The following is a 15553-nucleotide window of genomic DNA, read 5'->3' on the forward strand; positions in this document are numbered from 1 at the left end:
GGTAGTGCCCATGAACCGCGTGGTTTTTGAGATATCCACCCGCGTGGAGTGAAGTCCGCAGCGGCGTCGTTGGACCGGCGCTGCGTACCGCTCTGCCGAGCTTCGGTTGCCCTGTCTGAGATGTGGCGACAGTCGTCACCAGCGCGCAGCGCGAGTTCGTCCCAGCAGCCTGTGCGACCTCCCTTCTTACGTGCGGGCTTCCGCCTCGGCCGTTCTCGATGTGGCAGCGGCCAGGTAGGTGATCCGGAGCGCGCCGGAAGCGGATTCTCGGTCGATCAGCGCGTTGACACCATAGATCGATTCGATCAGTTCGGTAGTCAGTACGGCATCGGGGGCACCGGCAACGACTACTCGCCCGTGATCGAGGATGACGATGTGGTGACAGTAGCGGGCGGCGAGATTGAGGTCGTGCAAGGCGACGATGCAGGTGAGGCCCAGTGTCCTGAGTAAGTCGAGGAGTTCGAGTTGGTGGCGGATGTCGAGGTGGTTGGTGGGTTCGTCGAGCAGGATCTCTTTCGGCTCCTGGGCGAGGGCGCGGGCAAGTTGGACACGCTGTTTCTCCCCGCCGGACAGGGTATGCCAGTTTTGATGCTGTTTGTCGGTCATGTCGACGCGCTCCAGTGCCGCGTCGATGATCCGCTGATCGTCTTTCGTCAGCGCGTCGAAGCGGCCGCGGAAGGGGGTCCTACCGAGCTCCACGATCTGCCGGACGCTGACGTGATTGTGAGCGGTCACGTCCTGCTCGACGACGGCGAGCCGCCGGGCGAGCACTCGGCGGCCGAGGGCGTGCAGGCTGGTGTCGCCGTAGCGCACCGTCCCGCTGTCAGGACGACGCAATCCGGCGAGCAGGCGCAGCAGGCTGGACTTACCTGACCCGTTGGGACCGAGCAACCCGACGGTCTTCCCGTCGTCGGCTGCCAGGTCGATGTGGTCGAGCAGTCGGTGCCCCTTGATCGACCAGGACAGTTCGGTGGCGGTGATACGTCCCATCACGACTCCAGACGCTTCAGAACCAGCGCGAACGCGGGCGCGCCGAGCAGCGCGGTGATGACTCCGGCGGGCAATTCGTGGGGAGAGAACGCGGTGCGTGCGAAGGTGTCCACCCAGATGAGGAAGGTAGCGCCGACGATCGCGGACAGCGGGAGCAGAAGGCGGTGCGTTGGGCTCGCTAGGACGCGGACAGCGTGCGGAATGAGCAGCCCGATAAAACCGATCGCTCCGGAGGACGCCACGGCGGCTGCGGTGATGATCGAGGTCAGCACCATCAGCGAGACGCGGGCCGCAGTGACGTTGATCCCCAGTGCAGCAGCGGAGTCCCAGCCGAAGGTGAAGGCGTCCAGGGCCGGCGCGAAGAACAGGACTGCGAGAATGCCGACCAAGATGATCACGACAGCGACGGTCACCCCCTCCCAGCGGGAACCGGAGAGCGTGCCGAGCAACCAGTAGGTGAAGCCGCGGGTGGAGTTCGCGTCGCCGCTGACCATGAGGATGACCGACGTGATCGCGGCGAAGAACTGGGATACGAGCACGCCGGTGAGCACTACCCGGGAAGGGCTGGCTACGCGCCCCCCGCCGAGCAGCGCCAGCAGCAGGACAAAGGAGACCAGGCCACCGACGAACGCCCCCGTCGAGAGGGAGATACCCCCGGCGATGCCCAGCAGGAGAACAGCCACTGCACCGGTGGAGGCACCGGATGACACTCCGAGCAGGTACGGGTCTGCCAGGGGATTCCTGGTGATCGCTTGCAGGACCGCACCGGAGACAGCCAACGCCGCGCCGACGGCGGCGGCGAGCAGCACCCGCGGAAAGCGCGACTCCCAGATCAGAGCGTCCAGCAGTTTAGGCAGCGCCGGGGCAGGGGCCATCTCGTCGAGGCCGATATGCCGGAGGATGGTGGAAACCACGTCGAACGGGCTGATGTCGGCACTCCCGAACAGGGACGCCATGAGAATCGACACAATCAGCCCGGCGGCGGCCGCTAAGAAGAGAAACGCGATCGAGGTGCGCCGCAGTCGCACCGGGACTGTCCCACCGGTCGAGGGGGGGGTGGTGTCGCTCGCGGTTCTCGGCGAGCTTCTCGTCATCACGGTCGGCTGCTCACTGGAGTTTGTTCAGGCCGTCGACGAGCTCGGGAACCATCTGCACGCTGCCGTAGCTCGGATCCATCTGCGCACCGAGCATGGTCACGAACCGGTTGCCCTTCACTGCATCGAGCCTGCTCGTGAGCGGATCCTGCTTGAGCAGGTTGATTTTCTCCTGCACGGTGTCGTTGGGCTCGCCTCGGGTCAAGTCGGCCAGGATGATGACGTCGGGATTCCGGGCGGCGACCTCGTCCCAGCTCACCTCGGCCCATTTGGTCGACGCATCGTCGAAGATGTTCTTGACACCGACCAGTTCGGAGACGCGCTGCGGCAGCCCGCCGGGACCGGCCGCCCACGGAGTTCCCCCGTAGGAGGAGTAGAACCACATCACCTTCAGCGGCGTACTCCGCTTCTTGACGTTGCCGAGCGCCCTGTCCACCACGGCCTGCTGCTCGGACGCCAGCTTGTCCCCGGCAGCAGGCACGCCGAAGATCCTGGCCAGCCGTCGGTACTCTTCGTACAGCATCGGGAAATCCGCGCCCGCCACGCTGACGTGCTCCGCACAGTCGAACTCTGTCACGTAGGTCGGCACGCCCAGCTTGTGCAACTGATCTCGTTCGCCGCCCTGTGTCGCCGTGAGGAAGCTTGCGAAGCTGCTATAGACGAAGTCCGGCTGCGCCTCCAGCAGCTTCTCGTGCTTGATCGTCTCTTTGCGCCCCGACAGAATCGGAATTTTCCTGTACCGGTCGGCGATATCGTCTGGCGGTTTGAAGGTCTCGTAGCCTGATCCGACGATACGGTCCCCCAGCCCCAATCGGATGAGGATCTCAGCCGCGGTCTGGTTCATCGTGACGGCTCTCTTCGGCGCCGCTTCGAACGTCACGTCGGTGCCGCAGTTCTTGATGCTGAACGGATAGGACGTCGCACCCTGCCCCGCCGAATCCTCTCGCCCCCCTGCGTTGGAGGCATCCCTCCTTCCGCCCGCGCAGCCTGCAAGCACAACCAACATCGTCGCGATCATGACATTGATACCCGATTTCATTTTCATTAGACGTAAGATAGCAGATCGCGCAAGGACTGCGCCGAGCCACGCTGCGGGCAGGGTAAACGCACTGATCAGGTCGGAACGTCTCTTTGCATCACGGTTCCGAGCACGGGCGGCAACGCGCCAAGCGCTGCCGCCGGCAGCATTCGGGGCACCTGACACTGCCGGATCAGCGCATCTCGCAGACCAGACCGCACAGCTCCACAGGCAGCACGAGGCTGCAGCCGACCCACTCTTCCGCTGGCCCCGCCACACGCAGCGGTACCGACCGAAAGCACAAGCTCCGCCAGAGCGGCGGCAAACAACACCTGAGCCGCCATCACAATTCACCGAGGTTCTAGCTCCATGGCAGATACGCCAGCGGAAGCTTCATTCTCGCTGCCGCCCCGGATTCGCCGGACCGTCACCGATGAGGGCAACACTGGTTACACTGTTTAGGCGGCGCAGGGGCCGACAGCCTTTGGTCCAGCACAGGTGAGCACACTGGGGTTTTCTCGGTAGGGCTGGGTGGGGCGTGTATCGCCCGGGTGCGAGGCGTGGGGCCGCTGGTAGGACTGGATTTGCTGAAGATCAAGTCCGGGAATTCCAGAGACCCCACGTGATTGCCTATGGTGCGACGCTCGACGTGGCGCGCGAGCTTGCCTTGTTCGTCGCGCGTGCGCTGTCCGCCGAGCGCCGCCGCCGCTGCACCCGCCGGGACAGGCGGGCGCTGACCACCCGATCGGCATCGCCACGGCCTACCGGTACCTGCACGGAGCCGTCACCGCGCTCGCCGGCCAAGCCCCCGACCTGCACCAGGTCCTCGCCCGGCGGCGCGCCGCCGGGGACACGCACGTGATCCTCGACGGCACCCTCATCGCCTGCGACCACGTCGCCGCGACCACGACCAAAACCAAAGGAAAGAACCGCGGAACCACCGTCCGCCTCTGGTACTCCGGCAAACACCGCGCTTTCGGCGGGAACATCCAGTTCCTCGCCAGCCCCGACGGATTCCCGCGCTGGATCTGCCCGGCTCCCGCAACAACCTGTCCGCCGCCCGCGACCACGGCATCACCGGCACCCTCACCGCCGCCGCGGCACAGGGCCTGAAAACCCCGGCCGACAAGGCCTACCACTCAGCCGGCACCGGCATCCTCACCCCGGTCAAGAACACCACCGGCCGACCCCCGCTCACCCTCGACGAACACACCCGCAACCTGCTCCACACCCGCCTGCGCTGCCTCGGCGAACGCGCCGCCGCCATACTCAAAACCCGCTCGCGAGCATTTCGCCACATCACGAACACCACGGACGCTACTGAGAAAACCCCATCGGGACGACTGTTCTAGTCGCATCCGAGTGCCACCGTTTTTATCTGGCGGAAACACATCCCGCGGTCGCCGTCAGGAGTCCGGCCATAACGTCGAGGCGACGGAGATTCGATATCGGCCGCCTGCTGCGGACAGCAACGATCATCGCGCCTCGCCGTTCAACCGGACAAGAAGAACCGGATGCCCTCCGACCCGGAGGCGTTCCGCAGTCGCTCGGCCCACCACGCCCAACCAGATCGCTTCTGCCGCAACCGCTTTCACGATCGCCCCCCTTGCAGACCGTTTCCTTTGCCCCCAACACCGTCCGATCACCTCTGCGGCACAGTGTGGGGCAGCCGACAGCCCGTTGCTCATGACAACCGTTTTCATTTATGGTGCCAGGGTGCTCACGCCTCCCCGAGGACAAGGTCCTCCAGCGACCACAGTCCCGCCCTTCCCGCTCACCGCCCTCCGTCATCCTGCGGTCTCCGCACTTCTCGACGATCACCGGGCCCTGCTCGCCGACCTCCTGGGCGGCTTGGGGTCACCGCTGCACGTCGTGTTGCCGGAGGTCTTCGAGGAAAACATCGCCAGCCTCCGGACGGCGTTCGCCGAGACCGGAGCCGACGTCGACGTCTACTTCGCCAAGAAGGCAAACAAAGCAGGCTGCTTCGTGTCCGCTGCCTCCGCCCTCGACGCCGGAATTGACGTCGCCAGCGCGCCCGAACTGGTCCAAGCGCTGGCGGGAGGAGTGCCCGGACACCGGATCGGCGTCTCCGGTCCCGAGAAGGACGACGCTCTGCACTCCCTTGCTGTCCAGCACAGCTGTTCGGTCGCGATCGACTCGATCAGCGAACTCCGGAGGCTGGCCACGACGGCACAGCGCGCGCGTCGGCGGGTCCGGGTGCTGCTGCGATGCAGGACGGCCGGACAACCGGGCAGCCGTTTCGGCATGGTCTCCGCTGAACTCGACGCGGCCGTCGACCTGTGCGTGGGCCTCTCGGAGCATGTGTGGTTTCAGGGATTTTCTTTTCACCTGAACGGCTACTCCCCACAGGAACGCGCGACGGCAGCGAATGAAATGATCGAGCACTGCCTCGAGGCAAGGCGGCGTGGCGCGCGCTCTGCCGACGTGGTCGACATTGGCGGCGGGTTGCCGATGCGCTATGTCGAGCCGCGGCTCTGGGCCGAGTTCCTCAAGCGGAACGAGCCGGACCATTACCACGGAACCAAAGCCGCCAAAGGCTTCTCCTTCTACCCGTACGGCGGGCAGTCCCCCGCTCAGGCGGCACGCACGCTCATGAACCACCCCGTCGACGGCACCAAGAGCCTGGCGGCGAAGGCAGCCGACAACGGCATCCGCTTCATTGTCGAACCCGGCCGGGCGTTGTTGGACCAAGCCGGCTTCACCATCTACCGGGTGCAGCAGGTCGAGGACCGGCGGGAGGCCGACGGGTACGCGATCGTCACCGTCGCGGGCAACAGCCTCAGTCTCAGCGAGCCGTGGTTCAACACCGACTATCTCCCGGATCCCGTGCTGCTCTCCGCCGAACCCGCCGCCGACGAACTGTTCCCGGCCTGTGTCGCGGGTTCGACCTGCCTGGAAAACGACATGGTGACCTGGCGAAAGATCGGGTTCCCCCGTCCAGTACGGCCCGGCGACTACCTGGTCTACCTCAACACCGCCGGCTACCACATGGACTTTCTCGAATCGCGGTTCCATGACGCCCCGCTGCCGGCGAAGGCCGTCATCCGACTCGGCGAAGACGGTCCGCCGCGCTGGCGACTGGACGGAATCTGAGCAACCTCGACACGAAGGAGAAGTCTCGTATGGCACAGAGCTACGCCGCGCCTGGAGAGCTGTGGCTGCTGCCGCAATCGCACCAAGAAGGCCTGGATTTCGACTTCCGGCAGGTGCTCGAGGTGGTCGAGCAGGCCTACCGCGCAGTGCGGGAAAAGGAGTCGGACAGCCCGGTGAAAACCGTCATCGAGGACTCGGACGACCACTCGCTGAGCTATTCGATGGTGGCCAGGGACGCCGCCAGCGACACCGTGTGCTTCAAAGCCGTCTACGAGTTCGATCCGAGCCGCATGCGGGACAGCTACCGGTTCCACTCGTTCATCTTCATCGCCGACGACACCACCGGGGCGCCGATCGCGCTGATGGACGTCGTGAAACTCGGGCCCTTGCGTTCCTCGGCCACCAGCGCGCTGTTCGCCCGCGCTGCCTGCCCCGACGCCCGCAGCGCCTTGGTCGTCGGCACCGGCGTCCAGGGGCAGATGGCTCTGCCGATGCTGCTCGCGGCGCTTCCGGACCTGGAGCGGCTGCAGGTGTTCGGCACCTATCCCGAGGGGTTGCGCGCCGTGCAGGACAGCGTCGACGGCCGCGAGGTCGAGATCGTGGACGATCTCCGGAAAGCCGCGGGCGAAGCGGACATCCTGATCGGCGCCTCGGGTCTGTCCGTGACGGAGGTCGTCCAGCGCGAGTGGGTGAAACCGGGATCGATCGCCGTGCTGCTCGGCTACGGCGTGCACGACGTGTTCCACGGCGCGGACTACCGGATCGCCACCAACACCACCCAGATGCATGTCACCTGCGGCAAACTTCGAGCCGCGGACGGCAGCCTGCCCCCGGTGGACGCCGAACTGCCGGACATCCTGCTCGGCCGGGCGCGGGCCCGGCGCGATCCAGGTGACGTCGTCTTCGCCTACAACAGCGGCATGGCGGTCACCGACGCCGCGCTGGGCCGGTACATCGCCGACCTCGCGCTGGCGGCCGGGCGCGGGGAAAGGGTCGACTTCTGGTGAGGGTCGCCACAACCGAGACCGGCGCTTTACCGGAGGCCGAATGCACGAAGGCGGTCGTCTCATGAATCACGTCCTCGAACCGGCGATCGCGGCGTCCTTGGTGCGCCGGGAGGTGGCGGCCCTGCCGTCCTACGACCCCGGCGCCGATGCGGAAGAGGTGGCCGCTCTCAGCGGTGCCGCCCGCGTGATCAAGCTGTCCAACAACGAGAGCCCGTTCGGCGCCTCTCCCGCGGTCGCCGAAGCTGTGCGCCTGCGCTTGACCGACGGCGTCTCCCGCTATCCCGACCCCACCGGCAAGCGGCTGGCCGAGGCCGTCGGGAAGAGCGTGGCCGTGCCAGCCGACCGCATTGTGCTCGGCAACGGCTCGGAGAACATCTTGGAACTGCTGTGCCAGACCGTGCTCGATCCGGGCGACCTGGTCACCACGCAGGCACCGGGGTTCAGCCTGCACGAGATCTTTCCCCGCATGATGGGCGCCCGGGTCAAGAAGGTCCCTGTCACCGCCGAGTTCGGGTTCGACGCGTTCGCCTGGCGCGATGCCCTCGCCGAGGGGCCGAAACTCGTCTTTCTCGCCAATCCGTGCAACCCCACAGGCACGATGCTCAACGTGGGAGAGCTGAAGAGCATTGTGGCCGCCACACCGGAGTCGGCCTTGCTGGTGCTCGACGAGGCCTACTGCGAGTTCGCTCGCCCCAATCCGGAGTACCCTGACGGGCTCGCGGTTCTGCGCGGGCGCAACCGGCCGTGGATCGTGCTGCGCACTTTTTCCAAGGCTTACGGGCTCGCGGGCATCCGGGTCGGATTCGGCGTTGCCTCGGATGCCGGCTTGGCCCACGCGCTAAACCGGGTTCGTACTCCCTACAACGTCAACCAGCTGGCCCAAGACGCCGCCGTCGCCGCGCTGGGCGATCAGGCTCATCTCGCGGACACGGTCCACCGGACCGGGCTCGAAATTGCCAGGGTCACGGATCAGTTGCGCGGCGCGGGATTCCGTGTGGTGACATCCTGGGCCAACTTCATGTTCATAGACACGGGCCACGACGCGAATCGGGTGGCACAGGAGTTGCACCGTGCCGGGATCATTGTCAAGGCGTGGCGCGAGCAGGGATGCGAGAACTTCATTCGAGCCTCACTGTCGATCCCCGAAGAAAACGATGTCTTCGTCAGGTGTCTGACGGCGATCTGCGCGAAGGGCAAGCGATGATCAAGAACAGGGTGTCCGACCTGGTCGGACGAACGCCGCTGATCCAACTCGCGGCAGCAGACGGCGCAGGAACGGTCCTTCTGAAAATGGAACAGTACAACCCCACCGGCACCGCGAAGATCCGGATGGCCAGGAACATGGTGGACGAGGCCGAGGAGCAGGGACTGATCGCTCCCGGCGGATGGCTGGTCGAAGCCACCTCCGGCAACACCGGGCTCGGTTTGGCGCTCATCGCCGCCGAACGCGGCTACAGGTTCACCGCGGTGGTGGACAACCACTCCAGCATCGACAAGCTGCGCGGTATGCTCGCCTACGGTGCCGAACTGCTCAACGTCTCCGGCGGCGAGGACGGGCTGGCCACTGCCGAACGCTACGCCACGGCTCGCCGCATCGCCGCCGAGCAAGGTGCCTGGCTGACGGGGCAGGACAGCAATCCCGGGAATCCCAACGGCTACCGGCCGCTCGCCCGCGAGTTGTGCGACGACCTGGGCGAGGACATCGACTACCTGTACGGAGCAGTCGGCACCGGCGGATCGCTCTGCGGAACCGGCCGCGCTCTGCGAGAGCGTATCCCGGACCTGAAGATTATCGGTGTCGAGCCGGTCGGCTCCATCGCCTTCGGCGGCGATGGGGCTTTTTATCACCAATCCGGCACCGGAACACCGGAAATCTCGGAGATCTGCGAGGTCCTCGACTACGACCTGCTCGACGAAGGGATCAAGGTCAGTGACTCAGAAGCCTTCGAGACCTGTCGATACCTGGCGAAGAACTTCGGAATCCTGATCGGCGGCTCAGCAGGCGGCGTGGTCTACAAGGCGCTGGAACGGGCCCAGGCCGTCGGACCCGAGACCACCGTCGTCGTGCTGGTGTGCGACGGAGGCGAGAGGTACCTGGACACCGTGTTCAACGACGAGTGGATGGCGGCCAACGGCCTCTTCGACGCCCAGGTCGTCGACCGACTCGCCACCATGACGCAGCCCACCCCGGCGGACTCGACCAGGAAGGCACCCGTCGGAATCCGCTGAATTCCCCCCGCGCAAAAGGATTGCTCGTTCCCCGATGGGTGAAATTGGGCAATCCTTTTGCGCGGGGTCCCGGGGGCCCTGTGATAGATTTTCTCTGATCGTCTGGTGCAAAAAGCGTCCTGCCCGCGGTTTGCGCGGGCAGGACGCTTTTTGCACCAGACGATCAGATCAGAGCGCGGTCTCGACAAATCCTTCGAGTTGCGAGGCAAGCAGCTCGACATAGGCACCGTTGAGAGCGAGGAGTTCTTCGTGGGTCCCGGTTTCGGCGACACGCCCCCCGGAGATGACGACGATACGGTCGGCGGTGCGGATCGTGGAGAGGCGGTGGGCGATCACCAGAGTGGTGCGTCCAGACCGGGCTTCGTCCATGGCCTGGGTCACCGCCTGCTCGCTGGCGGCGTCAAGGTTGGACACCGCTTCGTCCATCACCAAGATGGGCGCGTCCTTCAGCAGGGCTCGCGCGATCGCGATCCGTTGCCGTTGCCCGCCGGACATGAGGGCCCCGAGTTCGCCTGCGACGGTGTCGTAGCCGTTCGGCAGGGTTGTGATGAATTCGTGAGCTTGCGCGGCCCGCGCAGCGGCCTCGACCTCTCCGTCGGATGCGTCGGAGCGGCCGAGACGGATGTTGTCTCGCAGACTGGTGTTGAACAGGAAGGTGTCCTGCGGCACCAGGGTCATGAGGCTACGCAGGTTTTCCTGTGGAAAATCGCGAACGTCGTGCCCGCCGACAGACACCGACCCCCCGGTGACGTCCCAGAACCTCAGCAACAGGCTGGCACACGTCGACTTGCCCGCGCCCGAGTGCCCGACCAGTGCGACGGTCTCGCCGGGACGGACCTCGAAGCTGACGTTCTTCACGGCGGACTGCAGGTCGCTGCGGTAGGCGAACGTAACGTCGGTGAAGCGGACATGCGGCACGATCAGCCCTTCGGGCGGCCTGTCGACCAAGTCGGCGACCGGGGCGGGCGCGTCGAGCAGCGTGTTGATGCGGTCTGCCGATGACGCGACCATGGCCAACTCGCGCGCCACCTCGGTCACCTTCAGAACCGGCAGCATCGCCATCGCGGCGAGCACGACGGCTACCGGGAAGAGGGAGCGGTCGAGGTCGCCCGCGACGACGAGCCGCGCGCCCAGGACGAGCACCGCGAGCATGCCCAGCAGGGCGATGGTGTCGGTGGCGGCGTACTCGATGCCGCTGCGGCGTCCGTGCGCGGACTTCGCCTTGGCCAGCCGGACGCTTTGTTTGCGCAGCAGTCCGAGCCGCTGGGCGTGTGCGCCGAAGTTCACCAGCTCGCGCAGGCCCTGGAAGGTGTCGGTGCTGTCGGCGCTCATCCGGCCGAGGGAGTCGCGCAGCTCGTGCCCGTGCAGTTCGGCCTGACGCCGCAACCACGCCGGAACCGAGGCGAGCAACAACAGGACCGGAACCAGAACACAAGCCAGCGACCAGTGGAACCACCCCAGCGCAACGGTAGTGGCCACCGGAACGGTCGACGCCACGGCCAGCGGACTGAGCGTGTGCGCGAAAAACAGTTCGATCTGTTCGACATCGGCGACAGCGGCCGAGCCGATGTCGCCGGAGCGCCGTTCGAGCATATAGCCGGGCGAGAGCCGTTCGAAGGCGGCGAACACCTTGGCCCGGGTATCGGCCAGCGCACGGAAAGCGGCGACATGGGCGTAGGTGCTGTCGGCGACGCTCAGGACGACCAGCGGCAGGATCAGACAGCCGAGCGCGATCAACCAGCCGGCGAGCCGGTCCAGCGAAGCTCCCGAGGCCGCGCGGGCCACCACGTACGCGCCGATCCCGGACGAGCCGAGCAGAAACAGTTGGTGCAACACGCCTGCCAGATAGGCCACTGTGATCAAGCGCCGGTGCTCACCCAACAGAGGCATCAGGCTCCGCAACCTGGTGACCAATGATCGGCCGCTCTGCCTGACGACGGCGTCAGAGGGGCCGTAACCGTGGCCGTGCTCGTGGATATGGAGGGTCGAGGTCATGCCGGGGCTCCAGTCTGGGTCGCAACGAGTTCGGCGTAAAGGCCCTTGCGAGCCAAGAGATCCGGGTGGCTGCCGGACTCGGCTACCCGGCCGGAGTCCATCACCACGATCCGATCTGCGTCGCGTACCGTGGACAGCCGGTGAGCGATGACGATCGTCGTGCGGTCACGGGTCAGGTCACCGAGCGCTTGCGTGATCTCCGCTTCGTTGGCGGCATCCATACTCGACGTCGGCTCGTCGAGGACGAGTACGGGAGCGTCTTTGAGCAGAGCACGGGCGATCGCGATGCGCTGGCGCTCGCCGCCGGACAGCTTCAGGCCGCGTTCGCCGACGATCGTGTCGAAGCCCCGGGGCAGGCGAGTGATGAAGTCGGACGCCTGTGCCGCGGTCACCGCGCGGCGGATCTCCTCGTCGGTGGCGTTGGGTTTGGCGAGCTGCAGGTTCTCCCGGATCGTGCCGTGGAACAGGTAGGTGTCCTGCGCCACGACGCCGATCAGGGATCGCAACTGCGCAAGCGGGAACTCCGAGATGTCGCGTCCGTCGACGCGAATGGATCCCTCGTCAACGTCGAAGTACCTCATCATCAGCCCCAGCACGGTGCTCTTGCCCGCTCCCGAGCGTCCGACGATGGCCACCCGCTCGCCCGGAGCGACCGTGAGGCTGAACCCGTCGAGAGCCGGCGCACTCCGAGTCGGATAGCAGAACCGGAGGTCGCTGAATTCCAGTCCAGGAGGGTTCTGCCGCAGCGCCGGGGCCGTCGTCGCCGTGTCGCGCGCGTCCGGTTCCAAGCGCAACACGTCGGCGACCGCACGCCCGGCCGGGATAGCGTAATAGGCCGAGTGATAGGCTGCCTCCAGTTCGGTCATCGGCCGGAAGGTCTCGCGGGTCAGCAGCAGGATCGTGAACAGCCCCGCGACAGTCACCGTGCCGGTCGATGCATGCCAAGCACCCAGGCCCACGGCTGCTGCGGTGCCGATCGGCACCATCAGCGCGCCGATGCTCGAGGTGCCGCACCAAGCGATCATCAGCCGGATGGAATCCCGGCAGAACGCCTCGCCCCGTTCAAGCATCTCCCGCCCGCGCCTGCCGCTAGCGTTGAATGCCTTGAGCGTCCCCATCCCTTGCACAGCATCCAGGCTCTCGGAGTACATTCCGCGGTAGGACACCATCCAGCGCCCGCCACGCTCCCTGATCACCTGCTCCCCGAACAACTTCGACAGCGGCACCAGCAAAGCACACGCGAGCACAACCAGACCCACCAACGGATCAACCGCAATCACATACACCGAAGCCAGACACGACCCCAGCACAGACGCCACCACAGCGGGCACGAACCGGCCCACGAGCGGGTCAAGCAGTTCCGCAGAGTCCACCAACGTCGCCTGAAGATCACCGGTGCGCAAACGCTGCGCCTGACCTGGACCGATCTCCACCAGCTTGAGCGTCAGTCCTTCGCGCACCGCCTCTTTCACCTGCGCCGAGACCCGAGGCGCCCACGAATCCCGCGCGACGATCACGCCGATGCGCACCAACTGCAGCGCACCGATGAGGGCCAACGACGGCAACAGACCACCCACGTCACCCGAAGAGAACGCCGTGAACAGCAGCCCCGCGATCAGCAAACCCTGACCGACATACGTCGCCGTGATCAGCAACATCAATACGACAAGACCGACTATCCCCGTCCAGGCCCGCGGACGCAACGCCAGGAACAACTTGATCGTCGACCACACAACCGCACCTCCACAAAAGTCTCGTTCGCTTGCCGGAACACGTGAGCCCCTCAGCCCCTCGAACGTGGCCCGCCAGCCGCCACGTCGCAGGCAGGATCGATCTCACCAGACCACCCAGGCCTACCTTACAATGAAAACCGTTACCAGTATCAGCCGGGTGTGCGCCGTCCTGCTCGGCCGCCGGGCGAGGTGCAGCACCACCAGTGCCCGACCGGCTTTCGCCAGCAGGTCCACAACCGCCGACGCTCCCCGGACCAACTCGGCGACCAACCGCAGGGTCTGCCACGAAAGGCGAAGAACAATCTGGAAGGCATGAACCCCGCCGAGGCCCTCGCCCGCTCCCCCGCCTCCACGCCGGGCACGGACGGCACTCCCCCTGCCTCAGAACCCCGACCAACCCACAGCCATCGCCCCGACCAGCCGCAACCACAATGAAGCAACCGAGGGGAAGGCTCTGCCGATAAACCCGCGAGCCAGCCAATCGTCAAGCGGTCACAGGCGCCTACGCATCGGACTGACAGCACGACCGCAAGAACTGGACCCGACAAATTCCAGGCAAAGCTGCATCGGCCAGTCGTGAACATGGGTCAGACCGCGGCCCAGGCGACATCCCGCTATCATCGCTCTCGCAGCGTGCGTGCCGACACTCCGTCGGTCCGCACCCGGTTCAGAAAAACCAGCTGCGACGAGACTGCTAACGCAGCACCCTGCCCGACTCCAAGCTACCGGCGACATTCCGCAAACCTCACCGCCCGCCGACCGACCTCAAGGCCTACAAGGAAGCTCCTGTCATGACACTCGCCTGCACGGCCAGTCGCCCCGACACCTCTTCCGCCCCTGCATGACGCTGTTCGCAAGATCACGCAATACTACTGCTCTCATCCTTAGAAAGATTACAACCATTACTTCGCAGGAATCCTCCGGCGAATCCAGCAAAGCTGGTCGGAGCGTTCCAAATGAAGTAAAGTACGCCGCGACCCGCATGCGTTCGACAACTTCGCTGTCGAAGACTTTGTGACCGCGAGCAAAGGTTCCCGGGCTGAAGGGCGGGAGAACGTCGAGACATGGATCCGAGCCCTCCGAGACCAGGCGAAGGAACTTCGACTGGAAGCTATAGAGCTACTCCCTACCGAGCGAGCCTCCCGAGGACTTTACCAATCGACTGCGGGCGCACCGAACTCGACTAGTGCAAACTTTCATCGGCGGAGGTTGCATGCCCGGCGGACGCCGCCGTCAGGTGAGATCTACTGACTTCGCAATGCTCAATACGAAAAGCCGCCGCCCACCTCTTCGCATCAAGCGACAGTTTCCCCAAGCCTCCGCACTGGACGAGACACTGCCCCTAAGGCTAGCCACAGCGACAGATTTCCCTCCAAGCTGGAGAAGCCAGAATGTCTCCCCACTCAGCAGTGTCGACGAGACCCAAAGCCACCCTAAGCTCGCCTTTAAAGGCCCAGCAGCGGTTCGAGCAAACCCCAGTTGCTCATGAATGCAGCGCTTGGTCGCCCCCTAAAGAGTTACAGTCCCCCCTAGGTGCACCGCGCAAATACAAGTACAAATCATTCGGGCTCACACCGCACAAGTAAGCCAAGTTTTCCACCGTCGACAAGGACAGCAAGATTCTGTCATCCTGACCAGGCAAAATCTCCCTTAAACGCAAAAGCGCCCAATCCTGAAAGGGGCGCAACTCTACCGGATGATCAAATTGAGTCCATCGCAGGCTAACAATTAATTGCGATTTTCCCAGATATCTGCACCCTGCCTGCCCCAGCAAAACTTCTGGAGACAGCCTCAACGCAAAACAAAGTTGAATAAAGCTCGCCAACTTGTACTGACTACTCCCGGCCTCATACGATGCAATCGTATCCCTGGAAAGGCTGACACCCAACTCGGTTTTTAGCCGCTCCTGCAGCTGCCCCTGAGTCATGCGCTGTCCGACGCGAGCCGACCTCAATTCCCTCCCCAGCGCCCTCTGGAACTCAGAAATATCCATGGACCCCGGATTTCCGATCATAGAACCCACTCGAAACCTGCAAACGTTCAGCGTCGCTTTATCGGCCGCGATCATAATACAGCACGCGCCCCTCTTGACAAGATGGCAACAGGGAAATGGCTGAATCCGAGGTATTTTTGTCCGAAATGCACAAGCGGGCGCGCATTTCGGCTCGTCTCCATCTGCATCGGACTCCAGTCATCATCGAAACCATCAACTTTTACTATGGTTGACCGCCCGCACGATCAGCGCCGTCGAAGCAGAGCGGATCGGACCGGCAACTGCCATCGCCGACCTCGCCGGGCGGGACGCCGTCCGGCGAGGGACGCAGCAGGACGGACAACCTTCGCTGCGCCCCGCACCCGCAAAGAATTCCAACG

At 65.0% G+C, this 15553-nt stretch carries 11 protein-coding genes; 5 read left to right on the forward strand and 6 right to left on the reverse strand.

Annotated features, from left to right (window positions below):
* Positions 1–186 precede the first annotated feature (186 nt).
* The 3 genes from DMP23_RS20650 to DMP23_RS20660 all read right to left on the reverse strand — a co-directional run bounded on the left by DMP23_RS20650 (position 187) and on the right by DMP23_RS20660 (position 3129).
* Positions 187–990, reverse strand: coding sequence for an ABC transporter ATP-binding protein (locus tag DMP23_RS20650; RefSeq protein WP_337822175.1), 804 nt, complete (start codon positions 988–990; stop codon positions 187–189).
* Positions 990–2018, reverse strand: a complete 1029-nt coding sequence (locus DMP23_RS20655) for a FecCD family ABC transporter permease (protein ID WP_337822176.1) — start codon at positions 2016–2018, stop codon at positions 990–992. Before DMP23_RS20655 ends, DMP23_RS20650 begins: the two co-directional genes overlap by 1 nt.
* A 79-nt stretch (positions 2019–2097) precedes the next feature.
* Positions 2098–3129, reverse strand: coding sequence for an ABC transporter substrate-binding protein (locus tag DMP23_RS20660; RefSeq protein WP_337822177.1), 1032 nt, complete (start codon positions 3127–3129; stop codon positions 2098–2100).
* Positions 3130–4130: 1001 nt separating this feature from the next.
* Between DMP23_RS20660 and DMP23_RS48065 the strand changes: the two genes are divergently transcribed.
* The 5 genes from DMP23_RS48065 (at position 4131) to DMP23_RS20680 (ending at position 9452) form a co-directional block, all read left to right on the forward strand.
* On the forward strand, positions 4131–4454 hold the full coding sequence (locus DMP23_RS48065; RefSeq protein ID WP_443111352.1) for a transposase family protein: 324 nt from the start codon (positions 4131–4133) through the stop codon (positions 4452–4454).
* Between the two features lie 499 nt (positions 4455–4953).
* Positions 4954–6216 carry an alanine racemase gene (locus DMP23_RS20665; protein WP_337822178.1) on the forward strand — a complete coding sequence of 421 codons (1263 nt, stop codon included), beginning with the start codon at positions 4954–4956 and terminating at the stop codon, positions 6214–6216.
* Positions 6217–6245: 29 nt separating this feature from the next.
* Positions 6246–7223, forward strand: coding sequence for an ornithine cyclodeaminase (locus DMP23_RS20670; RefSeq protein ID WP_337822179.1), 978 nt, complete (start codon positions 6246–6248; stop codon positions 7221–7223).
* Positions 7224–7284: 61 nt separating this feature from the next.
* Complete coding sequence (hisC, locus tag DMP23_RS20675; RefSeq protein ID WP_337822180.1) at positions 7285–8427, forward strand: histidinol-phosphate transaminase; 1143 nt, start codon at positions 7285–7287, stop codon at positions 8425–8427.
* The gene (locus DMP23_RS20680; RefSeq protein ID WP_337822181.1) at positions 8391–9452 is read left to right on the forward strand and encodes a PLP-dependent cysteine synthase family protein; all 1062 of its coding nucleotides are present in this window, start codon (positions 8391–8393) and stop codon (positions 9450–9452) included. Before hisC ends, DMP23_RS20680 begins: the two co-directional genes overlap by 37 nt.
* Before the next feature lie 168 nt (positions 9453–9620).
* On the opposite strand, the gene DMP23_RS20685 is transcribed toward DMP23_RS20680, so the two are convergent.
* The 3 genes from DMP23_RS20685 to DMP23_RS20695 all read right to left on the reverse strand — a co-directional run bounded on the left by DMP23_RS20685 (position 9621) and on the right by DMP23_RS20695 (position 15107).
* Positions 9621–11447: an ABC transporter ATP-binding protein gene (locus tag DMP23_RS20685; RefSeq protein WP_337822182.1), complete on the reverse strand. Its 1827-nt coding sequence runs from the start codon at positions 11445–11447 to the stop codon at positions 9621–9623.
* On the reverse strand, positions 11444–13180 hold the full coding sequence (locus tag DMP23_RS20690; RefSeq protein ID WP_337822183.1) for an ABC transporter ATP-binding protein: 1737 nt from the start codon (positions 13178–13180) through the stop codon (positions 11444–11446). Before DMP23_RS20690 ends, DMP23_RS20685 begins: the two co-directional genes overlap by 4 nt.
* Before the next feature lie 1483 nt (positions 13181–14663).
* Complete coding sequence (locus tag DMP23_RS20695; RefSeq protein ID WP_337822184.1) at positions 14664–15107, reverse strand: hypothetical protein; 444 nt, start codon at positions 15105–15107, stop codon at positions 14664–14666.
* Positions 15108–15553: the final 446 nt, after the last annotated feature.

Origin of the sequence: Amycolatopsis sp. A1MSW2902 (assembly GCF_017312175.1) — a bacterium.
Lineage (GTDB): Bacteria > Actinomycetota > Actinomycetes > Mycobacteriales > Pseudonocardiaceae > Amycolatopsis > Amycolatopsis nivea.